The sequence below is a fragment of the Marinovum sp. J2-8 genome (assembly GCF_055808435.1).
The window spans coordinates 1-21,787 of sequence record NZ_JBVVRZ010000009.1 but is presented as its reverse complement, the minus strand read 5'-3'; the positions used below and the strand labels follow the sequence as shown (position 1 = coordinate 21,787).

Sequence of the window (21,787 nt, the reverse complement as noted above, 5' to 3'; positions counted from 1 at the left end):
AGGTTACTTCACTTTCAGTGGCAGGCCGGAGATAGACAGGATCACCTCGTCGGCTTGGGTCGCGACCCATTGGTTAAGCGTGCCCGCCGCATCGCGAAAACGCCGCGCCAGCGGATTGTCCGGCACGATCCCCATGCCCAGTTCGTTGCTGACAAAGACAACCGGATGGTGCAGATCGGGAAGGGCGGCCAGCATGTCACGCGCCCGGCTTTCCCAGTCCATTTCTGCAAGGATCAGATTGCTCAGCCATAATGTCAGGCAGTCAACCAGACGCGGGGCGTCATCGGTGTCGCGCAAGGCCGCCAGCAGATCAAGCGGGGCCTCATGCGTGTGCCATTCGGGGCCGCGCCGGTCGCGGTGGGTGGCAATACGCGCCGTCATTTCCGCATCGAATGCCTGGGCTGTGGCGATGTAATGGGCCTTGGAGGCGGTCTCTAGAACGCGTTTTTCCGCCAGGACGCTTTTGCCGGACCGCGCCCCGCCGGTGATCAGAACTATGCGCGCCATTGGTGATCTGCATCCTGCCTCTTGTTCCCCGCCGGTCGATAAAGCAGAAACAGCCGGAGTGAGAAAGGGACAATATCGTGATGGATGCCAGCGCCGGGACCGAATTGATTTTGATCCGCCATGCGCCAGGCCTGTGACGGCGGTTGTCTGGCCGGGCGGCGTGATGTCAGCGCCCGCATTCCGCCCGACAGGGTTCTGGCCGATCTGCGTCTGCGCATTGGCGCGGCGCGGCTGGTGGCCAGTCCGGCATTGCGCTGTTTGCAAACCGCCGCGGCGCTTTGGCCCGATCAAACACCAGCGCAGGATGCCCGCCTATGGGAGCAGGATTTCGGATCATGGGAGGGCGTGGCCTATGGCGATCTGCCCGATCTTGGCCCGCTTGCGGCGTCTGAATTGGCCCGGCATCGCCCGCCGCAGGGCGAAAGTTTCGCCGATCTCTGTGCCCGGGTTCAACCCGCGCTGACAGACTTGGCCGGGCAGGGCGGGCGGATCGCGGTGGTCGCCCATGCCGGGGTGGTGCGCGCCGGGCTGGCCCATGCCCTGGGCTCGATCCCGGCTGCGTTGGCGTTTCAGGTGGCGCCGTTGTCGATCACGCGGCTTGTCGTGCCGCCGGGCGCGGCGGGCTGGTCCGTGGCTTGCGTCAATTCTGTGGCTGACGTCAATCCGGGCGCGCAATGACAGATCTATGTGTCGCGGGCCATTTCGGCGAATGGATGCAGGGGCGGATTGGCCGCGATGGGCCGGTTGCGCTGGTCACCTTGCCCTGTCCGGCACTTGGCGTGCGGCTGTGGCATTATCCGGCGGCGCAGGGTCTGCGGCTATATGGGGTGGGTCTGACGGCACAACAGGTGCGTCGGTTCCTGACGCCGCTTGGGCTGCGCTTGCGGGGGACGGTCCGCATGCGTGCATTGGCGCAACTTGGCTTTGGCACCGGTGTGTCCAGCGCGCGACTGGTGGCGCTGGCGCAGCTTGCCGGGTGGCGGGCCGGCCATTGGATCTGGCGCGGGCCTGCGTCCGATTTGAAGGTGCATCGGATCCGCTGGCCTTTGCCGCCCCGTCGCGTCTGCTATGGGCGTCGCGGGTGGGCGATTGTCTGGCTGATCTGCCGGGCCAACCCCGATATGAGATTCTGGGTGGGTTTTGGGGTGGTGCGCGCTGGACCGAGCCACAGGATCAGGCCTTTCCCGATATTTCCGACCTGATCGCACCATGGAGGCTGGCGCGTAACCTGCCTGATATCGCGGCCCTGGCCAGCGAAAGCGCCGCGCGGTGTCAGGCGATGCGCGGTCCGGTGGGCGATCCAACCCCGGATTTGGCGCGCGACTTGGGCGCGCTTGGCTGGCTGCGCGCCCATACCGGCTGTGCGCGGGGGCTGATCTTCTCGCCCGGCACCGTGCCGTCGACCGGGGCAGAGACCCTGCGTGCCGCAGGGTTGCGCCATGTGCTGCAATTTCGTGGAGGCGCGTGATGAACTTTGCCGCGATGATGTTGATTGCGATGGCGCTGGATGTGGCGATCGGCTGGCCAAAGCCGGTGTTCCAAAGGATCGGCCACCCGGTGACATGGCTTGGCGCTGCGATTTCCGGCCTTGAACGGCGGTTGAACCATCCGGGCGCAGGGCGGCGCGCGCGCGGCACGCTGGCCGCGCTGCTGGTGATTGCCTTGGCGGCGCTTTGCGGCGCGCTGCTGCAAAGCCTGCTGCCCTCGGGCTGGCTTGGGATCGTGATCGGCGGTGTGCTGGCATGGCCGTTGGTGGCCCTGCGCGCGATGCATGAACATGTTGTTGCCGTCGCCGACCCGCTGAATACCGCCCTGAGCACCGCCCCCCCGGACGCAGACGCACTGGCCGAGGCGCGTTACGCGCTGTCAATGATCGTCGGACGCGATCCCGCACAATTGGACACCGCTGGGATTAGCCGCGCGGCGTTGGAAAGTCTGGCCGAGAACAGTTCGGACGGGATTGTCGCGCCGCTGTTTTGGGGGGCCGTGGCCGGGCTGCCCGGCATTGCCGCGTACAAGGCGATCAACACGCTGGATTCGATGATTGGCCACCGTACCGAAAGGTATGAGGCGTTTGGCTGGGCGGCGGCGCGGATCGACGATCTGGTGAATCTGATCCCGGCGCGTCTGTGTGGCGGATTGTTTGCACTGGCTGCGGGGCGTTTTGGTCTGCGGGCGCTGCGGGTGATGGGGGCGGATGCGCGGGCCCATCGGTCGCCCAATGCCGGCTGGCCCGAGGCGGCCATGGCAGGCGCGCTGGATGTCCGCCTGTCCGGGCCGCGAATCTATGGCGATCATATCGCCCGGGAACCCTGGCTGAATGCCGATGCCCGCGATCCAAAAGGGGACGACCTGCGCCGGGGGCTTGCGCTTTATCGGCGGGCCATGGGATTGGGGGCGCTTGGGCTGGCGTGTTCTGCGCTGATAATCTGGAGTTTCTGATGCGCGATCACGGCGGCAATATCGATTTTGCACAGGCACATTGGGGCCGCAGCGATTGGATTGACCTGTCCACCGGCATCAACCGCCAGCCTTGGCCGGTGCCCGCGCTGCCCGCATCGGTCTGGACCGATCTGCCCACCCAAGCGGCGAAGTCGGCCCTGCTGGCGGAGGCCGCCCGCGCCTTTGGCAGCGATGCCCCCTGTGTTGCCCTGTCGGGCGCACAACAGGCGATCCAATTGGTGCCGCAGCTCACGGCGCCGGGGGCGGCGCGGGGGCGGGCGCGCATCCTTGGCCCGACGTATAATGAACATGGCGCGGCACTGGCGGCCAATGGGTGGCTGGTGCAGGAGGTCTCTGCACTGGCGGATCTGGCTGGGGCGGATCTGGCGGTTGTGGTCAATCCCAACAACCCCGACGGGCGCCATCACGACCGCCAGACGCTTTGTGATTTGGCCCGCGATGTCGGCCAACTCGTCGTCGATGAAAGCTTTGCCGATCCGGTGCCAGAGCTGTCCCTGGCGGCGCAGGCTGGATCGCTTGCCCACGGCGGTCAGTTGATTGTGCTGCGCTCCTTCGGCAAGTTCTGGGGGCTTGCGGGGCTGCGGCTTGGCTTTGCCTTCGGGGATCGCGCCACCGTGGCACGGTTGTCCGAATTGGCTGGCCCCTGGCCGGTTTCGGGGGCGGCGCTGGAAATCGGGCGCGCGGCCTTGGGCGATCACGACTGGCATCGTGCCACGGTGGCGCGGCTGGCACAGGAAACCGGTCGGCTTGATACCCTGGCGGCGGGCGCGGGTTGGACCCTGCTGGGCGGGACGCATCTGTTTCGTACCTACGTTACGCCAGACGCCGAGACCGCCCGCGACCACCTTGCCCGCGCCGGGATCTGGAGCCGGATCTTTCCCTATGCGCCGCAATGGATTCGCCTTGGCCTGCCGGGAACGCCGGTGGAATGGGCGCGGCTGGAACAGGCTTTGACCCTGTAAGGCCCGAACAGGGCCCTGACCGGTTCAGCGCGCCAGATCCAACAGCCCCGCAACATCCAAATGCGTCTCCAGATGATCGGCCAGCGCATCCAACGCGGCCTCAACCCGCCCCTGATGGCTGTCACCCGAGGTGGCGATACCAATGGCACCAAGGTAGGCCGCGCGAAACGCATCCGCGACAAACAGCCCGTGCAAATAGGTGCCGGTCACCCGACCGCAGGATGAAATCGCCCCTTCGGGCGCACCGTTGATATGGACAAATGGCCGGGCGCGATCCGGGCCGTCCGAACGGCCGATATGAATCTCATACCCCTCAACCGCAAGGCCCGAGGCCGCATGACGCGCCGTGACCTGCGACAATTGCTTGTTGGGCTGCATCTCGGTTTCGATATCCAACAGACCCAAGCCTTCGGTCGCGCCGGGGGCCCCTTCGATCCCTTCGGGATCGCGGATGGCATGCCCCAGCATTTGATAACCGCCACAAATCCCCAACACATGCCCGCCACGCCGGTAATGGGCCATCAGATCAATATCCCACCCCTGAGCGCGGAGAAATGTCAGATCGGCACGGGTCGATTTCGTGCCGGGCAGGATCACCAGTTGGGCGTCGCCCGGAATTGCACTGCCCGGTGGGACCATCACCAGATCGATCCCAGCCTCACCGGCAAGCGGATCAAGATCATCAAAATTGGCGATCCGGGACAGCATAAGACAGGCAATTTTCACCCCGCCCTGCTTTGGCGCACGGGCCAGATCCAAAGCATCTTCGGCGGGCAACACATGCGCTTGCGAAAACCAGGGCAGCACGCCATACCCGCGCCACCCGGTGCGCGCCGCGATCAGACGATAGCCATCATCGAACAGGGTCGGATCGCCGCGAAATTTGTTGATCAGAAATCCCGCGATCATCGCGGCGTCGCCGGGGTCCAATATCGCCTGGGTGCCGACAAGCTGTGCAATCACCCCGCCGCGATCTATATCACCAGCCAAAACGACAGGCACCCCCGCGGCACAGGCAAAGCCCATGTTGGCGATGTCATTGGCACGCAAATTCACCTCGGCGGGCGAGCCTGCGCCTTCCACGATCACCAGATCATGGCGCGCCGTCAACCGGGCAAAACTCTCCAGCACCGCCCCCATCAACTGTGGCTTCAACGCGCTGTAATCGCGGGCCCGTGCCGTGGTCAGATGTCGCCCCTGAACCACCACCTGCGCGCCCGTGTCACTTTCGGGTTTGAGCAGAACCGGGTTCATATCCGTCAGGGGTTCGATCCCGCAGGCCAGGGCCTGCAAGGCCTGCGCACGCCCTATCTCGCCGCCATCCGCAGTTACGGCGGCGTTGTTGGACATGTTTTGCGGCTTGAACGGAGCGACCGAAAATCCGCGCCGCAGGGCCGCACGACACAATCCCGCGACCAGCATGGATTTGCCGACGTTTGATCCCGTGCCCTGCAGCATCAGCGCGCCCATCAGATCCCGCCGCGACATCTGGAGAGGCCGGGATTGCCTCCGGCGGGGATATTTTTTTCCAAGAAGAAAGCCAAAGTGTGGCACCGCGCCTCGGGCCGGACAACCGGGGGAGACGCGGTGCTTTCTCCTTGGGCGGTCATCGGGATCCCTCCCTGTACCGCAGAGACATTTGAGCATTTCATCCTTAAGAAACCCTTACTTTCTTCTTGGTGAAAATATCCCGGGGAGGCGCAGGGCGCCGGGGGCAGAGCCCCCATATTTCGCCTAGAATTCCACGCCGGCCTGCGCTTTGATCCCGGATCGAAACGGGTGTTTGACGAGGGTCATTTCAGTCACCAGATCGGCTGCCTCGATCAGGGGTTCCGCAGCGTTGCGGCCGGTCAAAACAACGTGGGTCATTTCCGGTTTCTCTGTGCGCAGGAACGTCAGGACCTCGTCGATCGACAGATAGTCATAGCGCAGCGCGATGTTGATTTCGTCCAACAGCACCATGCGGATTTCCGGGTCGCGGATCAGTTCCTTGGCTTTTTCCCAACCGGCCTGTGCGGCGGCGATGTCGCGGGCGCGGTCCTGGGTTTCCCAGGTGAAGCCTTCGCCCATTGCGTAAAACTGGCAGAGATCGCCAAAATGCCCGGTGATCAGGCTGCGCTCGCCGGTGTCCCACGCGCCCTTGATGAATTGGACAACAGCGCAGGGCATGCCATGCGCGATACAACGCAGAATCATGCCAAACCCGGACGAAGACTTGCCCTTTCCCGGTCCGGTGTGGACAATTATCAGCCCTTTCTCACCTTCTTTCTTTGCCATGATCTTGTCACGCGCGGCCTTTTTCTTGGCCATTTTGGCGCTGTGGCGGGCAAGAGTTTCGGGGCTGTCGGTCTGGTCGGGCATGACGGTCTGTCCTCGTGCTTGACAAAAGGGATGCGCTCGCGCACTCAGGGCGCACGTTGGTTCCTGTCCTTATGGCAGGCGAAGAGGGAATGCGACAGGGTTTGCGATTTGAAAGATCGCCCGTCCAAGCGCAGCCGCCCCCGCGACCGTGACCGGAGAGGTCATCCAAGCCACTGGCCCACACAGGCCGGGAAGGTGGATGACCATGGGGGTTCCCCCCGATATCCGCAAGCCGGGAGACCTGCCAGCGTTGATGTTTACGGGCAGACGGGGTGTTTCTGCGACCGGATGGGTGACTCTGGTCGCGTGTCTTGTGCGCTCGGTTTTATCCTCTGGACTTTCCCCTGATGCCCTACAGAAGGAAAGTTGCGATGACGGCCATTCTAAGTGTCTGTGTGACCTGCCGAGAGGCAGGGTCCGACCCCGAGGACGGCATCCGCCCGGGCGCGCATTTGCGCGACAGGCTTGAGGCGCTTGAATGCCCCGAAGGGGTAGAGATCCGCGCGGTGGAATGCCTGTCTGCCTGCAAGAACGGCTGTGCTGTCGCGCTCTCGGCGCCGGGCAAGTGGAGCTATGTCTATAGCCATATGAGCCCCGAAAACGCCGCCGACATTCTGGAAGGATCCGCCGCCTATGCGGCCGCGGCCGACGGTTTGGTGCCCTGGCGTGAGCGCCCGGTGATCTTTCGCAAACAAAGTCTCGCACGTATTCCGCCGCTTTTGGCACAGCCCGATCCACAGGAGTAGATCATGTCCGATCTGACCAAGATTCCCGTCACAGTCATCACCGGTTTTCTCGGCGCGGGGAAAACCACGTTGATCCGTCATCTGATGGCCAATGCGGGCGGGCGCAAGCTGGCCGTTCTGGTCAATGAATTTGGCACCGTTGGCGTCGATGGCGATATCTTGCGCCAATGTGCTGATGAAAATTGCCCCGACGAAAACATCGTTGAGTTGGCCAATGGCTGTATCTGCTGCACCGTCGCGGATGAATTTATTCCCACAATCGGGGCGCTGATGGCGCGGCCGCAGAAGCCGGATCATATCCTGATCGAGACCTCTGGTCTGGCGTTGCCCAAACCTTTGCTCAAGGCGTTTGACTGGCCTGCGATCCGGTCGCAGATCACGGTCGACGGCGTGATTGCCCTGGCCGATGCCGAAGCTGTGGCAAGCGGGCGTTTCGCACCGGATGTGGCGGCGGTGGATGCGCAGCGGCAAGCTGACGACAGTCTGGATCACGAAACGCCATTGTCAGAAGTGTTCGAGGATCAGATCAATTGCGCCGATCTTGTGTTGTTGTCCAAGGCCGATCTGGCCGGAGAGGCCGGTTTGGCCGCAGCCCGCGCCGTGATCGAGGCCGAGGCGCCGCGCAAGTTGCCGATGTTGGCGCTGACCGAAGGGGTGATTGATCCCGACGTCGTGCTGGGTCTGGGTGCCGCCGCCGAGGATGATCTGGCGGCGCGGCCCAGCCACCATGATGGCACCGATGACCACGAGCACGAAGATTTCGACACCGTGGTGATCGAGCTGGGCGAGATCGAAGATCCAGAGCACCTCGTCGCGGCAATCGCACGTCTGGCGCAGGAGCAGAAGATTTTACGCGTCAAGGGCCATGTGGCGGTGGCGGGCAAGCCGATGCGGCTGTTGGTGCAGGCTGTCGGCGCGCGGGTCCGTCATCAGTTCGACCGCCCCTGGGGCAGCGATCCGCGCCGGTCGGCGCTGGTGGTGATCGCCGAACATGACGATCTTGACCCGGATGCGATCCGCACGGCCCTGGGCCAGGCTCTGCCTGCCTGATGCATATCGTCTTTCGCGAAAGCCACGGTCTGGAAGAGACCGAGACGCCCATGGATCTGGGGCAAACCCCCGCCGATCTGGTGGCGCTGTCCTTTTCGGACAGTGATCTTGGGGCTTTCGCGGCGGGCTGGCATCGCGCCAATGGGGGCTTGCCCAGTTTGCGGCTGGCCAATCTGGTGGCGCTGCGGCATCCGGTTTCGGTGGACACCTATGTCGAGTCCACGCTGGCCGGGGCCAAGGGTATTCTGGTGCGTCTGATCGGTGGCGAGGCCTATTGGCCCTATGGCTTGGCCTCGCTTCAGGATCTGGCGCGGCGTAAGGGGATTGCGCTGGCGGTTTTGCCCGCCGATGGCCGCGACGATCCACGTCTTGATGCGCTGTCGACCCTCCCGGTATCGACCCTGCGGCGGCTCAAGACGCTGTGCGATGCGGGGGGCGCGGTGGCGGCGCAGGCGGCGCTGGCGCAAATGGCATTGGCCTCCGGGTTTTATGCAGGGCCGGTGTCTGGCGACAAACGCCTGCCGGCTCAGGGGTTTTATCATCCCGATCTTGGCCCGCTCGACACGTTGGAGCCCCGGGGCAAGGACAAACGACCGTTGGCGCTGGTCAGTTTCTATCGGTCTTACTTGAGTGCGGCGGATATGGCGCCGGTCGATGGTTTGATCGCGGGTTTGGACCAGCGCGGGTTTCAGGCCTATGGGGTTTTCGCGACCTCGCTAAAGGCGGCGGGTATGGCGGATTGGCTGCATGCGGCGCTGGGGCCACGCCAGCCGGATCTGGTGGTGAATGCCACCGCATTTTCGATGCAGGGGGCCGATGGCGCAACGCCGTTTGATCGTTATGCCTGTCCTGTGTTTCAGGTTGCACTCTCGACCGCGCAACGCAAGGACTGGGCACAGTCGGAACGCGGGTTGTCGCCGTCTGATCTGGCGATGCATGTTGTCCTGCCCGAGGTTGACGGGCGGCTGCATGCGGGCGTCGTGTCGTTCAAGGCCCCCGGCGCGCGGGACCCGGATCTGCAATATTCGCGCTTTGCCCATCGTGCCGATCCCGCGCGGATTTCGGCCGCGCTGGATCGGATCTGCGCCTGGCATCGGCTGGGGCAAACTCCGATGGCGCAGCGCAAACTGGCGCTGGTGTTGTCGACCTATCCGGGGCGCGATTGGCAGATGGCGCATGCGGTGGGTCTGGATGCGCTGGCCTCAAGCGACGGGATGCTGACCGCGCTGGCGGATCAGGGGTATTCCGTGGCCCCCGGCGCCGCGGCGCGGGATCTGGACACGGCGCAGATCAGCTGGCCGCTGGCCGCCTATCGCGCCGCGCTGGACGCTTTGCCAAGCGCATTGCGGGACGACCTGACCGCGGTCTGGGGCGCGCCCGAGGACGACCCCGCCTGTGTCGCGGGGGCCTTTCGTTTTGCGGCGATTGACCGGGGGGGCGTCCTGTTGGCGCTGCAACCCGAACGCGGGGCGCAGGACAATCGCCAAGAGATCTATCACGATCTCGCCCGCACGCCGCGCCATGGCTATGTCGCCTTTTACCTCTGGCTGCGCGCCATGGGGATCGACGCGCTGATCCATATGGGGGCACATGGCACGTTGGAATGGCTGCCGGGGAAGTCGGTGGCGCTGTCGGCAACCTGTTGGCCAGAGGCGCTGATCGGGGCCTTGCCGGTTGTCTATCCGTTTATCGTGAATGACCCCGGCGAGGCCGCACAGGCCAAGCGGCGCATTGGCGCGGTGACATTGGGCCATATGCCGCCGCCGATGCGTGCCGCGCAGCTGCCGGTCGGGATGGCGCGGCTTGAACGCCTGCTGGATGAATATTCCACCGCCGACGGGCTGGATCCGGCGCGGCGCACGCGGCTGATCGGGGCCATCCGTGACGAGGCGGATGCCAGCGGTGTCAGCGCCGATCTTGGCATTCCTGCCGCCGCCAGCCCGGCCGAGGTGATCACCCGCGTCGACCGGTTTGTCTGTGACATCAAGGAGAGCCAGTTCGGCGACGGGCTGCATGTCTTTGGCCAGGGGGAATGTGGCACAGAAGAACTCGCCGGGGTGTTCGCCGCACTGGCAGGGCGGCGGGTGGCCGCCTGCCCTTCGGGCAGTCCCGCGCGTGGACGCCGCGAGGTGCTGCCGACCGGGCGCAACATGTATTCCGTCGATCCACGGGCCGTGCCGTCCCGTGCGGCCCATGCCCAGGGCGTGAAACTGGCCGAAGAGCTGCTGCGCAAACATTTGCAGGACCACGGGGATTGGCCTCAGGGGTTGGTGGTTGATCTTTGGGGGTCGGCAACGATGCGCACCGCAGGCGAGGAATTCGCCATGGCGCTGCATCTTGCCGGGCTCAAGCCGGTCTGGGACGATGCGGCGGCGCGGGTGACCGGGGTCGAGGTGATCCCGCTGGCCTTGCTTGGGCGGCCGCGCATTGACGTCACCCTCCGCGTGTCGGGGCTGTTTCGCGATATTTTCCCCGGATTGGCGCAATTGTTCGAAACCGGGGCCGAGGCGCTGACCGCCCGTTTGGTCGCGGGCGAGGAAAGCGGCGCGGACAATCCCTATGCCACGCGGATTGCCCGTGTCTTTGCGCCCCGCCCCGGCCAATACGGTCTGAACATGGGGGCGGCGCTGGATGATTTCACGCCAGAGGCGCGTTTGGCGGCGGGCGAGGCATGGATCGCGGCCTCCAGCCATGCAATTGCCAAGGATGGCAGCCTGCGCCCCGATCGTGACGCGCTTGAGACCCGTTTGCGCGGTGCGGACAGTTTCGTGCATGTGCAGGATCTGGCGGAAACCGATCTGCTTCTGGCGTCGGATTATGCCGCGCATGAGGGCGGTTTTGCCGCCGCTCTGGCCAATCTCGGGCAGGCGCGTCCGGCGCTTTATCATCTGGATGCCACCCGCCCCGACAGCCCACGCGCCCGCAACCAAAGCGAAGAGATCGCCCGCGTTGTCCGCGCCCGTGCCGCTGATCCAGCCTGGGCCGAGGGCATGATGCGGCACGGGTTTCGCGGCGGGGCCGAGATTGCGGCGACGCTGGATCACCTTGCCGCTTTTGCGCATCTGGCACAGACCGTGCCGGCGCATCTGTTTGACCTCTATTTCGAGGCGACGTTGGGACGTGACGCCGTGGTCGAGTTCATGGCGCGTGACGCACCCGAAGCGCTGGCCGCGCTGCAGGATCTGTTTCGCCGTCTGCGCGAAGCGGGTCTTTGGGTCACCCAGAGCAATTCGATCATCGCCCGGCTGGAGAGCGCCACATGACCGCGCGCATCTATGGCCGCTGTCCCAGCGCGCGGCATCCAATGGTCAGCGGTGATGGGTTGGTGGTGCGGCTGCGACCACGGAACAATCGGTTAAGCCGCGATCAGGCGCATGCCATTGCGGCGGCGGCGCGGCGTTTTGGCAACGGCATGATCGACTTGCCCGCCCGCGCCAATCTGCAACTGCGCGGGGTGCGCACAGAAAGCCATGCGGCGTTGATTGACGCGCTGGTGCCACTGGGGCTGATCGAACCAGAGGGTTCCGAAGGCACGCTGGTGCCGCGCAACATCCTTGTCACGCCTTTCGCGGATGCGGCGACCTATGCGCTGGCTGACGCGCTGCGGCGCGCATTGGTCACGGTGCCGGATCTGTCGCATAAATTCGGCTTCATGCTGGATTCCGGGCCTGCCCCGGTCATGCGCGATATTTCGGCTGATATCCGGCTTGAACGTGCTGCCGATGGCGGTTTGATCCTGCGTGCAACCGGGCTGGAGCAGGGCGCAGCCGTCACCGAGGCGCAAGCGCCAGAAGCGATGTGCGATTTGGCGCGCTGGTTTGTCGAGGTCGGGGGGCTTTGTGACGGCAGGGGCCGTATGGCACAGGTGATCGCGCGCGGCGCGCGCCCCGACGCGGCGCTGCGTCCCACCCACACCCCCGCGCCGGAGCCAACGATTGCGAATGCGCCTGTTGTGCCGGGGCTGGTCCCGCAGGGCGCATTGGTGGGATTGGAATTTGGCCTGCTGCATGCCGACACGCTGGACCGACTGGCGGCGCTTGGCCCGCTGCGTCTGACGCCGTGGCGGATGCTGCTGATCGAGGGCTTGTGCGCAATGCCACTGTGCCCCGATCTGGGCGGTCTGATCACCGATCCGGGCGATCCGCGGCTGCGTGTCTTTGCCTGTACCGGCGCGCCGGGGTGTTTGCAGGGGCAGGGCGATGTGCGTGCGCTGGCCCGCCGCCTTGCGCCCGATCTGGCCCCGGACAAGGTTCTGCATCTGTCTGGTTGCACCAAAGGCTGTGCCGGGCCGGGGCACGCCGACCTGACGCTTGTTGCTACCCCTGCGGGGGTTGATCTGGTCCGGGGCGGGCGCGCGGGTGACGCGCCGGTCCGACGTGGGCTGACGACCCCTGATATCCTGCAATTACCGGAGTTTTCGTGATGGCCCATGTTTATGAAACGGATGGCGCAACGATCTATGCGCAATCCTTTGCCACCATCCGCGCCGAGGCCGATCTGGCCCGGTTCACGCCCGAAGAAGAGCCGGTGGTCGTGCGCATGATCCATGCGGCGGGGCTGGTCGGATTGGAACGTGATGTGCGGTTCAGCCCCGGCATGGCGAGTGCGGCTCGTGCCGCGCTGGAACGTGGGGCGCCGATCCTGTGCGACGCCCGTATGGTCAGCGAGGGGATCACGCGCGCGCGCCTGCCTGCCGACAACCCGGTGATCTGTACACTGCATGACCCAGAGGTGCCCACACGTGCGCGCGACATGGGCAATACCCGGTCGGCCGCCGCGCTGGAGCTGTGGCGCCCGCATCTGGCGGGGGCGGTGGTGGCCATCGGCAATGCCCCGACGGCGCTGTTTCATCTGCTCAACATGCTGGAAGATCCGGCGTGTCCACGTCCGGCGGCGATCATCGGCTGTCCGGTCGGGTTTGTCGGCGCGGCGGAATCCAAGGCCGCATTGATCGCGGCCCCGCCGGTGCCTGCGGTGATTGTGCAGGGGCGGCTTGGCGGTTCAGCGATCACGGTGGCGGCGCTGAATGCGCTGGCCTCGCGCAAGGAGTAAGCGACATGGGACGTATTATCTGTGCCGGTCTTGGGCCGGGCGATCCCGACCTGATGTCACGCCGCGCCGACCGCGCGGTGCGTGGCGCCAGCGATATCGCCTATTTTCGCAAGAAAGGGCGATTTGGTCAGGCCCGCCGGATTGTCGAGGGGATGCTGCACACCGCTGTTCGTGAACATGCGATGGAATACCCTGTCACCACCGAAATCCCGTTTGACAGCCCGGAATACAACCAGCTGCTGGCAAGGTTTTATGATGACTGGGCGGCGCGGCTGACCGCGCTGGCGCAAGACCGCGATGTGGTGGTGTTATGTGAGGGTGATCCGTTTTTCTACGGCTCGTTCATGCATCTTTACACCCGCCTGCGCGACCGGCTGGAGATCGAAGTGATCCCCGGCATCACGGGCATGACGGGCTGTTGGACCGCGATTGGCGAGCCGATGACATGGGGCGACGACGTGATGTCCGTGCTCATGGGGTCGATGTCAGAAGATCAATTGGCCGCCCAGATGCAGGGGGCCGATGCAGTGGTGGTGATGAAAACCGGGCGCAATCTGCCCAAGATCAAGCGCGCGCTGGACCGCGCCGGGCGGCTGTCACAGGCTTGGCTGGTCGAGCGCGGCACAATGCCCGATCAACGCATCGCGCGGCTGATCGACACCGACGATGGCGATTGCCCGTATTTTGCAATTGTGTTGGTGCATGGTCATGGCCGCCGTCCGACCCTGGTCGAGGCCGCGCAATGAGCGGCTGGGTGGTTGTGGCCGGGCTGGGACCGGGGGCAGAGGATCTGGTGACGCCAGAGGTGCGCGCCGCGCTGGATCAAGCCACGGATATTGTGGGTTATATTCCCTATGTCGCCCGCATCGCGCCACGTCCGGGGTTGCGGTTGCACAGCTCGGACAACCGGGTCGAGCTGGACCGCGCCCGTCATGCGCTGGAGATGGCGGCACAGGGGCTGCGCGTGGTGATTGTGTCTTCGGGTGATCCGGGGGTGTTTGCCATGGCCTCGGCGCTGTTCGAACAGGTGGAGGCCAGCCCGGAGGCCGCGCAGACCGAGATCCGTATTCTGCCGGGCATCACCGCAATGCTGGCGGCGGCGGCGCGGGTCGGGGCACCGCTGGGCCATGACTTCTGTGCAATCAACCTCAGCGACAACCTCAAGCCATTTGCGCTGGTTGAACATCGCCTGCGCCATGCGGCGCGTGGTGATTTCGCGATGGCGTTCTACAACCCGCGATCCAAGGCCCGCCCGCATCAATTTGCCCGGGTGCTGGACATCCTGCGCGAGGAATGCGGGCCGGATCGGCTGATCATCTTTGCGCGGGCGGTGTCGACCGCACAGGAGGCGGTGCAGGTTGTCACCCTCGATCAGGCGACGCCGGAGATGGCGGATATGCGCACGGTGGTTCTTGTCGGCAACAGCGCCACGCGCCGCACCGGCGATTGGGTCTATACGCCGCGCGGGGCCACATTGTCCGGGGTCACCCCATGATCGCGCAACCACTCAAAGACCCCACCCGTCGTGTCGCAGGTGGCGCGCGCAGGCAGGTCGGGGCGGTCTATCATGATGACCTCGATCCCCAGCACCCGCGCCGCCAACAACTTGGCCTCGGCCCCGGTGCCGCCGGAATTCTTTGCCACGATGTGACTGATCGCATGACGGCGCAACAGGGCGCTGTCGTCAGCCTCGGTAAAGGGGCCGCGGGCGATGACAACCTCGGCATGGCGCAGGGGCAGGGGCGCGGCGGGTGGATCCACCAACCGCACGAGGTAGTGGTGATGCGTCTGCGCGGCAAACAGATCAAGCTGCTGCTTGCCGATGGCAAGGAACACCCGCGCGGCGGGCTGTGTCTGTGGCGGCGGCAGGGCGCTTGGCGCGTCCTGCACGCTTTGGACATGCCGCCAGCGATCCCCGGCACCCGGTTGCCACGGCGCACGTTCAAAACCCAGCAAAGGCGTGCCGGTCTCGGCACAGGCGGCAATCGCATTCTGGCTGATCCGGGCGGCAAAAGGATGGGTCGCGTCGATCACATGGCTGATGTTCTGGGCGCGGATATAGGCGGCCAGCCCGGCGCTGCCACCAAATCCGCCAATGCGCGTCGGCAGCGGTTGGGCCGCCGGGGCCAATGTACGTCCGGCATAAGAGAAGGTCGCCGGGATCGGCGTGTCGGCAAGACGGCGGGCCAGCTGGCTCGCTTCGCTGGTGCCGCCAAGCAGCAAGAGGCGGGTCATGTCTGATCCTTGGCTGAATGTGATCGGTCTGGGCGAAGATGGCCTGTGCGGGCTGTCGGATGCAAGCCGCGATGCAATCGCGCAGGCGCAGGTGATCTTTGGCGGGCCGCGCCATCTTGATCTGGTGCAGGCCGGCACGCGCGGTCGGCCCTGGCCGGTGCCGTTTGATCTGGCGCCGGTGCTGGCATTGCGCGGACAGCCTGTGGTGGTGCTGGCCTCGGGGGATCCGTTCTGGTTTGGCGCCGGCAGTATGCTCGCGCAGCGGCTGGCCCCCGACGAATGGCGCGCCCATCCGGTGGCGGGTGTGGTGTCGCTGGCCTGTGCGCGTCTGGGTTGGCGGGTCGAAGAGACCCGTGCGCTGGCCCTGCATGCGGCAGAGTTCACGGCCCTTTCTACGGTGCTGCATCGCGGTGCAAAGATCCTGGCCACCCTGCGGGATGAGGCGGCGCCAGACGCATTGGCGCAATGGCTGACAGCGGCGGGGTTTGGCGCGGTGCGGATGCATGTGCTCGAACGGCTTGGCGGTCCAAAAGAACGCCACCGCCAGACCCGCGCAGATGACTTTCAGCTCGACGGGATCGCCGCGCCGGTGGCTGTTGCGCTGGATGGGGCCGATCTTGCGCGTGGGATCGGGCTGTCCGGTGTGCCGGGTCGGGGCGAGCATCTGTTTCACCATGACGGGCAGATTACAAAATCACCGCAACGTGCGCTGACCCTTGCAGCGCTTGCCCCAAGACCCGGCGAAATGCTGTGGGACATCGGCGGTGGTTCCGGGTCGGTGTCGGTCGAATGGGCGCTGGCGGGCGGTCATGCGCTCACGATTGAGCCGCGCGCCGAACGGTGTGCCAACATCCGTGCCAATATTGCGACTTTTGCCTTGTCGCGGCAGATCACCCTGCTTCAGGGCCGCGCGCCAGAGGCGCTGAGCCACGATCTGCCGACACCGGATGCGATTTTTGTCGGCGGTGGCGGCTCGGCGGATCTGTTTGCCGCGCTTTGGGGCTATTTGATGCCCGGTGCCCGGCTTGTCGTCAATGCGGTCACGCTGGAAACCGAAACCCTGTTGCTGGCAATGCAGGCACAACATGGCGGGACGTTGACCCGGATTGACATTGCCCAGGCCGCGCCCTTGGGGCGGTTGCGTGGCTGGGTCAATGCACGTCCGCTGGTGCAATGGGCGGTGACGCGATGACAGGGCCGGGTTTGTTCGTTGGGCTTGGGTTTCGCAAATCCGTAAGTGCCGAGGCCCTGACAACGGCTTTGACTGCGGCCCTGGCTGCGGCTTTGGCCGAGGTCGGGGCACAGGCCGGACCGGCAGATCAGGCCAGACCGGTCGATGGCGTCGCCACAGCCAAGGCCAAGGCACAGACACTCGCCGCCCTTCTGCCCGATGCGCCGGTGATCGGCGTTGATGTGGCCGGCGTTGCAACCCCCACGCAATCATCGGCCGCGCTGGCCGCCTATGGCACCGGGTCCGTGGCCGAAGCGGCGGCGTTGATCGCGGCGGGACCGGGCGCACGGCTGTGTCAAACACGCAGGATTATTGGCGGCGTCAGCGTCGCAATCGCACAAGGAGAGACAACATGACGGTGCATTTCATCGGGGCTGGACCGGGGGCGGCGGATCTGATCACCCTGCGGGGGCGCGATCTGATCGCGGCCAGCCCGGTTTGTCTTTATGCCGGGTCGCTGGTGCCCGAGGCGCTGTTGGCGCATTGCCCGCCGGGCGCGCGGATCGTCAACACCGCGCCGCTGTCGCTGGACGAGATCATAGATCTGATCGCCGAGGCGCATCGCGCGGGTCAGGATGTGGCGCGGCTGCATTCCGGGGATCTGTCGGTCTGGTCAGCAATGGGCGAACAATTGCGCCGCTTGCGCCGGTTGGACATCCCCTATGACGTGACCCCCGGCGTGCCCAGCTTTGCCGCCGCCGCGGCGACGCTTGGCGCAGAGCTGACCCTGCCGGGCGTGGTGCAATCGGTGGTGTTGACGCGGGTATCGGGGCGAGCCAGCGCAATGCCCGCCGCAGAGAGCCTGGAAAACTTTGCCCGCACCGGGGCTGTGCTGGCGATCCATCTGTCGGTGCATGTGCTGGACAAGGTGGTCGCCACATTGCGCCCGCATTACGGCGCAGACTGTCCCGTTGCGGTGGTCTGGCGCGCAAGCTGGCCGGATGAGCGGGTGGTGCATGCCACCCTGTCCACGTTGGAAACCGCCGTCGGCGCCGAAATGGCGCGCACCGCGCTGATCCTGGTTGGCCGGTCGATCGGGGCAGAGGACTTTGCCGAGAGCCGTCTTTATGCCGGGGATTATGATCGCCGCTACCGTCCTGTGGGCACCGATCCCCGCTTTCCGGAGACCGGCGCATGACGCCCGGTCTGGTGATTTCCGGCGCGGCGTCGGGCGTGGGGAAAACCACGTTCACGCTGGGGCTGATGGCGGCGCTGCGGGCGCGCGACATGGCGGTGCAGCCGTTCAAATGTGGTCCCGACTATATTGATCCGGCCTTTCACACCGTGGCGTCTGGGCGGGCCTCGTTCAATCTGGATGGCTGGGCGATGTCAGCAGAGCGCATGCATGCGCTGGCGGATCGGACAGCCGATATTGCGTTGGCCGAAGGGTCCATGGGGCTGTTTGACGGCGTGGCGGTGCCGGGTGAAACCGGCGCAGGGGCCAGTGCCGACATCGCGGCGCTGATGGGCTGGCCGGTGATCCTGGTAATTGATGTGACCGGACAGGCCCAGAGCGCCGCCGCCGTGGCGCAGGGCCTGGCGCGGTTTCGCGCGGATGTGCCCATCGCCGGGGTGGTGTTGAACAATGTTGCCTCGCCGCGCCATGATACGCTGGTGCGGGCCGCTTTGCGCAGGCCGGAATTGCCGTTCTGGGCGCCTTGCCGCGTCAGGTCGGGATCGAGCTGCCCTCGCGCCATCTTGGGCTGGTGCAGGCCGAAGAAACCGCAGATCTTGAAAGATTGCTGAGCGAGGCAGGCAAGGCCGTGTCGCAGTATTGCGATCTGGACGCGATTGTTGCGGCGGCACGGGACGGGGCGGGCCATGCCAGCGCGCCGCCGCCGCCAACGCGCCCACCCGGGGCACGTATTGCCCTGGCGCGGGATGCGGCTTTTTCCTTTGTCTATCCGCATCTGATAGAGGGCTGGCGCAGCGCCGGCGCGACGATCCTGCCGTTTTCCCCGCTGGCGGATGAGGGCCCGGATGACAGCGCGGATTGTTGTTGGCTGCCGGGCGGCTATCCCGAACTGCACGCCGGGCGGCTGGCGGGCAATGACCGGCTACGGTCCGGTCTGCACCGTTTTGCCCAGACCCGCGCCGTTCACGGTGAATGCGGGGGCTATATGGCACTGGGGGCCGGGTTGGTCGATGCTCAGGGGCAGCGGCACCAGATGCTGGGGTTGCTGGGGCTTGAGACCAGTTTTGCCAAGCGCAAAATGAACCTGGGCTATCGTCTGGCAGAGCTTTCTGCGCCGATGCCGGGGTTCGAGGTGGGCACACGCCTGCGCGGGCATGAGTTCCATTATGCCCGTATCCTGAGCCAGCCGGATGCCCCGCTTGCCGAAGTGCGTGATGCTAACGGGCTTGTCGTGGCGCAAACCGGATCGCAACGCAAAAGCGCGGCTTCGGGCCATGCCGCGGGCGGTGGTCAGGTCAGCGGAACCTTCTTTCATCTTATCGCCGAGGCCAGCCAATGAGCGCATTTGTCTCTTTTGTGTCGTCCGGTGCGGGCGACCCGGACCTGCTGACCCTCAAGGCGGTGGACCGGTTGCAACGCGCCGATGTGGTGCTGTTTGATGATCTGGCTTCGGGGCCGGTCCTAAGCCATGCGGGGGCCAATGCCGAGCTGATTGCCGTTGGCAAACGGGCGCGCCGCCCCTCGGTCAAGCAGGATCATGTCAACCGTCTGTTGGTGGATCATGCCCGAACCGGCGCGCGGGTCGTGCGGTTGAAATCCGGGGATAGCGGAATTTTTGGGCGTCTCGAAGAAGAGATGATTGCGCTGGAGGCTGCGGAAATAGCCTATGAAATCATTCCCGGCGTGCCGTCGGCCTGTGCGGCGGCGGCGGCGGCGGGGTTGCCATTGACCCGGCGGTTGACCGCGCGGCGGGTGCAATTTGTGACCGGGGCGGATGTGACGGGCGAATTGCCCGAGACGCTGAATTGGCCCGCGCTGGCAGATTCCGAAGCCACAACAGTGGTTTACATGGGGAAACGCACCTTTCCCAAACTGGCGGCCGGTCTGATTGCCCACGGTCTGTCGCCGGAAACGCCTGCCCTGCTGGCCGAGGCCGTCGGCCATCCCGAACAACGCCTGCATCGCAGCACGATTGCGACACTGGCCAAGCAGCTTGCCCAGGCGCGTCCCGACCAGCCGGCGGTGATCCTTTATGGCCCATTGGCGGAAACGAAAGCGGCGTTGACGACATGCGGGGCTTGACTTGGCGGGCCGGCTCACGTCTATCTGAACCCCTGTTTGGTGCCCAGACATACGCAAAGCGCAGGGCTCAATCGGGAACGGGGAAGGGTGGACCAAGTTGCGGCACCCAAAGCCCCGGCCGCCCCCGCGACTGTATGCGGAGAGCGCGTTCTGAAAGACCACTGGGGGAGATGCCCTCTGGGAAGGTAGAGCGTTGCCTCGACCCGCGAGCCAGGAAACCGGCCATCGGATTATTTCAACCCGCCGTCGGGTGTGACGGCAAGGAGATCAAAGACATGCATATCGAACCCGGCGTCGTTACGGGCGCCAAACTCATCCTCAGCTACGCAACCGCGACAACCGCGGGGCTTTATACGCTCAAGACCGCCTTTGACGCGGTGCGCCAGCAGGGGCTGGGCTCGCTCGCGTTGCGCACGGTTGTGGCGACGGCGGCAGTGTTGGTGTTTTTCCAGATCCTGCCGCATTATCCGGTTGGCGTGTCAGAAGTGCACCTGATCCTTGGCTCGACCCTGTTCCTGATGTTGGGCGCCGCACCAGCCGCGATCGGCCTGGCGCTGGGGCTGTTGATTCAGGGCATTGTGTTTGCCCAGTTTGACCTGCCGCAATACGGAATGAACGTGACCACACTGCTGGTGCCGCTGTTCGGCTTGCAGTATCTCGCGCGGCGTCTGATCGCGCCGGGCACCGCATATGTTGACCTGAAGTACAGCCAGGCGCTGGCTCTTTCGACCGCATACCAAGGTGGTATTGTGGCCTGGGTGGCGTTCTGGGCCGTCTATGGTCAGGGCTTTGCCGAAGTTGGCCAGGTAATGGCATTTGGCGCGGCTTACATGCTGGTGATCCTGCTGGAGCCGCTGGTCGATCTGGCCGTTCTGGCCGCTGCAAAACGGCTGCAAGGGCTGAACGGCTCTGCCTGGGTGACCCCGCGGCTTTTTGCCTGAGCACCAGATGTGATTGAGACGACACCAAGGGGGCTTCGGCCCCCTTTTTCGGGAGTACGGGCATTGGAAACACTGCGATGATCGAACTTGATCTGATCGGCATTGGAACCGGCAACCCGGATCACGTCACGGCGCAGGCCGTGCAGGCGATGAATGCCGCTGACCTGATCCTGATCCCGTTGAAAGGGCCTGAAAAGACCGACCTCGCCGGTTTGCGGCGCGATCTTTTGGCGCGCCATTTGGACAACGCACAGACACAGGTGGTGGAATTCGACCTGCCGCAGCGTGATGTCGACAATCCGTCGTATCGCACCGGGGTGTCACAGTGGCATGACGCCATTGCCGCATCCTGGGAACAGCAGATCCGCACAGTGCTGGGGGAAAATCCAAACGGGCGGGTTGCCTTGCTGATCTGGGGCGATCCGATGTTGTATGACAGCAGCCTGCGGATAGCCGAACGGCTGGGGCGGCGGATGCCGCTAGAGCCACGTGTGATCCCCGGCATTACCTCGATTCAGGCGTTATGCGCCGCACATGCGATCCCGCTCAATACGGTGGGTGGGTCGGTCACGATCCTCACCGGGCGTCAACTGCGCGCGCAAGGGTGGCCGCCCGAGGCCGAGACCGTGGTTGTCGTGCTGGACAGCGGTGGCGCGTTTGAGACGCTCGACCCGGAGGGGATTTCGATCTGGTGGGGCGGCTGCGTGGCAATGCCGCAAGAGAAGCTGGTCGCCGGTCAACTGGATGCGGTCGGGGCCCAGATCATCAAAACCCGAGAAGACCTGCGCGCCCGGCATGGTTGGGTGATGGATATCTATCTTATGCGGCGCGCGGGGTAAGCGTTCGCCGAGATGACGCATGTCTGGCTTTGGGCGCACTTAACATAACCCTAATTATGGGATATGCGCATGTACCCGCAAAGTTAAAGTGTCCCACATCTGCAAAGTAGAAGTGTCACACTCTGCCCCGATGAGAACAGGCAGAGAGTGTGGGCATGGGATGGGTTTTGATGAGCGAGCGCG

Annotated in this window: 22 protein-coding genes, 1 pseudogene and 2 riboswitches; of the genes and pseudogenes, 19 read left to right on the top strand and 4 right to left on the bottom strand. The window is 65.0% G+C overall.

What is annotated here, in order from left to right; all coding sequences use genetic code 11:
- Nucleotides 1-3 precede the first annotated feature (3 nt).
- Nucleotides 4-507: a bifunctional adenosylcobinamide kinase/adenosylcobinamide-phosphate guanylyltransferase gene (cobU, locus tag AC0L4F_RS20130; protein ID WP_244691166.1), complete on the bottom strand. Its 504-nt coding sequence runs from the start codon at nt 505-507 to the stop codon at nt 4-6.
- A gap of 120 nt (nt 508-627) precedes the next feature.
- On the opposite strand from cobU, the gene AC0L4F_RS20125 reads away from it, so the two are divergent.
- The 5 genes from AC0L4F_RS20125 to cobD all read left to right on the top strand — a co-directional run bounded on the left by AC0L4F_RS20125 (nt 628) and on the right by cobD (nt 3,932).
- Nucleotides 628-1,185, top strand: coding sequence for a histidine phosphatase family protein (locus tag AC0L4F_RS20125; protein ID WP_348524138.1), 558 nt, complete (start codon nt 628-630; stop codon nt 1,183-1,185).
- Nucleotides 1,182-1,709 (top strand): hypothetical protein, encoded by a 528-nt coding sequence (locus tag AC0L4F_RS20120; protein ID WP_244691165.1) that lies wholly within the window; start codon nt 1,182-1,184, stop codon nt 1,707-1,709. The genes AC0L4F_RS20125 and AC0L4F_RS20120 overlap by 4 nt, the downstream gene beginning before the upstream one ends.
- A 77-nt stretch (nt 1,710-1,786) precedes the next feature.
- Nucleotides 1,787-1,975 (top strand): hypothetical protein, encoded by a 189-nt coding sequence (locus tag AC0L4F_RS20115; RefSeq protein WP_244691164.1) that lies wholly within the window; start codon nt 1,787-1,789, stop codon nt 1,973-1,975.
- Complete coding sequence (gene cbiB / locus AC0L4F_RS20110; protein WP_244691163.1) at nt 1,975-2,949, top strand: adenosylcobinamide-phosphate synthase CbiB; 975 nt, start codon at nt 1,975-1,977, stop codon at nt 2,947-2,949. The genes AC0L4F_RS20115 and cbiB overlap by 1 nt, the downstream gene beginning before the upstream one ends.
- Nucleotides 2,949-3,932, top strand: a complete 984-nt coding sequence (gene cobD / locus AC0L4F_RS20105) for a threonine-phosphate decarboxylase CobD (RefSeq protein ID WP_244691162.1) — start codon at nt 2,949-2,951, stop codon at nt 3,930-3,932. Before cbiB ends, cobD begins: the two co-directional genes overlap by 1 nt.
- Before the next feature lie 24 nt (nt 3,933-3,956).
- Here cobD and AC0L4F_RS20100 read toward each other — a convergent pair whose 3' ends face one another.
- Together AC0L4F_RS20100 and cobO are read right to left on the bottom strand one after the other, a co-directional pair.
- Entirely contained in the window at nt 3,957-5,402 is a 1,446-nt protein-coding gene (locus AC0L4F_RS20100) for a cobyric acid synthase (protein WP_244691259.1), read from the bottom strand.
- A gap of 264 nt (nt 5,403-5,666) precedes the next feature.
- Nucleotides 5,667-6,293, bottom strand: a complete 627-nt coding sequence (gene cobO / locus AC0L4F_RS20095; RefSeq protein ID WP_244691161.1) for a cob(I)yrinic acid a,c-diamide adenosyltransferase — start codon at nt 6,291-6,293, stop codon at nt 5,667-5,669.
- A 40-nt stretch (nt 6,294-6,333) separates the two neighbouring features.
- Nucleotides 6,334-6,556: riboswitch (cobalamin riboswitch) on the top strand.
- Between the two features lie 108 nt (nt 6,557-6,664).
- On the opposite strand from cobO, the gene AC0L4F_RS20090 reads away from it, so the two are divergent.
- The 7 genes from AC0L4F_RS20090 to cobJ are packed head-to-tail and all read left to right on the top strand — an operon-like array spanning nt 6,665 to nt 14,636.
- The gene (locus AC0L4F_RS20090; protein ID WP_244691160.1) at nt 6,665-7,039 is read left to right on the top strand and encodes a DUF1636 family protein; all 375 of its coding nucleotides are present in this window, start codon (nt 6,665-6,667) and stop codon (nt 7,037-7,039) included.
- 3 nt (nt 7,040-7,042) lie between these two features.
- Nucleotides 7,043-8,089 carry a cobalamin biosynthesis protein CobW gene (cobW, locus tag AC0L4F_RS20085; RefSeq protein WP_244691159.1) on the top strand — a complete coding sequence of 349 codons (1,047 nt, stop codon included), beginning with the start codon at nt 7,043-7,045 and terminating at the stop codon, nt 8,087-8,089.
- The gene (cobN, locus tag AC0L4F_RS20080; protein WP_244691158.1) at nt 8,089-11,352 is read left to right on the top strand and encodes a cobaltochelatase subunit CobN; all 3,264 of its coding nucleotides are present in this window, start codon (nt 8,089-8,091) and stop codon (nt 11,350-11,352) included. The genes cobW and cobN overlap by 1 nt, the downstream gene beginning before the upstream one ends.
- On the top strand, nt 11,349-12,512 hold the full coding sequence (cobG, locus tag AC0L4F_RS20075; protein ID WP_244691157.1) for a precorrin-3B synthase: 1,164 nt from the start codon (nt 11,349-11,351) through the stop codon (nt 12,510-12,512). The genes cobN and cobG overlap by 4 nt, the downstream gene beginning before the upstream one ends.
- Nucleotides 12,512-13,141 carry a precorrin-8X methylmutase gene (locus AC0L4F_RS20070; protein ID WP_244691156.1) on the top strand — a complete coding sequence of 210 codons (630 nt, stop codon included), beginning with the start codon at nt 12,512-12,514 and terminating at the stop codon, nt 13,139-13,141. Before cobG ends, AC0L4F_RS20070 begins: the two co-directional genes overlap by 1 nt.
- 5 nt (nt 13,142-13,146) lie before the next feature.
- The gene (locus tag AC0L4F_RS20065) at nt 13,147-13,887 is read left to right on the top strand and encodes a precorrin-2 C(20)-methyltransferase (protein ID WP_244691155.1); all 741 of its coding nucleotides are present in this window, start codon (nt 13,147-13,149) and stop codon (nt 13,885-13,887) included.
- Nucleotides 13,884-14,636 carry a precorrin-3B C(17)-methyltransferase gene (gene cobJ / locus AC0L4F_RS20060; protein WP_244691154.1) on the top strand — a complete coding sequence of 251 codons (753 nt, stop codon included), beginning with the start codon at nt 13,884-13,886 and terminating at the stop codon, nt 14,634-14,636. The genes AC0L4F_RS20065 and cobJ overlap by 4 nt, the downstream gene beginning before the upstream one ends.
- On the opposite strand, the gene AC0L4F_RS20055 is transcribed toward cobJ, so the two are convergent.
- On the bottom strand, nt 14,594-15,376 hold the full coding sequence (locus AC0L4F_RS20055; protein ID WP_244691153.1) for a cobalt-precorrin-6A reductase: 783 nt from the start codon (nt 15,374-15,376) through the stop codon (nt 14,594-14,596). The two genes, cobJ and AC0L4F_RS20055, sit on opposite strands and share 43 nt — an antisense overlap.
- Between AC0L4F_RS20055 and cbiE the strand changes: the two genes are divergently transcribed.
- The 7 genes and pseudogenes from cbiE to cobF all read left to right on the top strand — a co-directional run bounded on the left by cbiE (nt 15,375) and on the right by cobF (nt 21,604).
- Entirely contained in the window at nt 15,375-16,568 is a 1,194-nt protein-coding gene (gene cbiE, locus AC0L4F_RS20050; RefSeq protein ID WP_244691152.1) for a precorrin-6y C5,15-methyltransferase (decarboxylating) subunit CbiE, read from the top strand. The two genes, AC0L4F_RS20055 and cbiE, sit on opposite strands and share 2 nt — an antisense overlap.
- Nucleotides 16,565-16,963 carry a cobalamin biosynthesis protein gene (locus AC0L4F_RS20045; protein WP_244691151.1) on the top strand — a complete coding sequence of 133 codons (399 nt, stop codon included), beginning with the start codon at nt 16,565-16,567 and terminating at the stop codon, nt 16,961-16,963. The genes cbiE and AC0L4F_RS20045 overlap by 4 nt, the downstream gene beginning before the upstream one ends.
- Nucleotides 16,960-17,745, top strand: coding sequence for a precorrin-4 C(11)-methyltransferase (cobM, locus tag AC0L4F_RS20040; protein WP_244691150.1), 786 nt, complete (start codon nt 16,960-16,962; stop codon nt 17,743-17,745). The genes AC0L4F_RS20045 and cobM overlap by 4 nt, the downstream gene beginning before the upstream one ends.
- Nucleotides 17,742-19,081: pseudogene (locus AC0L4F_RS20035) on the top strand (cobyrinate a,c-diamide synthase). Before cobM ends, AC0L4F_RS20035 begins: the two are co-directional and overlap by 4 nt.
- Nucleotides 19,078-19,824 carry a uroporphyrinogen-III C-methyltransferase gene (gene cobA / locus AC0L4F_RS20030; RefSeq protein ID WP_244691149.1) on the top strand — a complete coding sequence of 249 codons (747 nt, stop codon included), beginning with the start codon at nt 19,078-19,080 and terminating at the stop codon, nt 19,822-19,824. The pseudogene AC0L4F_RS20035 and the gene cobA overlap by 4 nt, the downstream one beginning before the upstream one ends.
- Before the next feature lie 19 nt (nt 19,825-19,843).
- Nucleotides 19,844-20,065: riboswitch (cobalamin riboswitch) on the top strand.
- 34 nt (nt 20,066-20,099) lie between these two features.
- Nucleotides 20,100-20,765, top strand: a complete 666-nt coding sequence (locus AC0L4F_RS20025) for an energy-coupling factor ABC transporter permease (RefSeq protein ID WP_244691148.1) — start codon at nt 20,100-20,102, stop codon at nt 20,763-20,765.
- Between the two features lie 77 nt (nt 20,766-20,842).
- The gene (gene cobF / locus AC0L4F_RS20020; protein ID WP_244691147.1) at nt 20,843-21,604 is read left to right on the top strand and encodes a precorrin-6A synthase (deacetylating); all 762 of its coding nucleotides are present in this window, start codon (nt 20,843-20,845) and stop codon (nt 21,602-21,604) included.
- Nucleotides 21,605-21,787 lie beyond the last annotated feature (183 nt).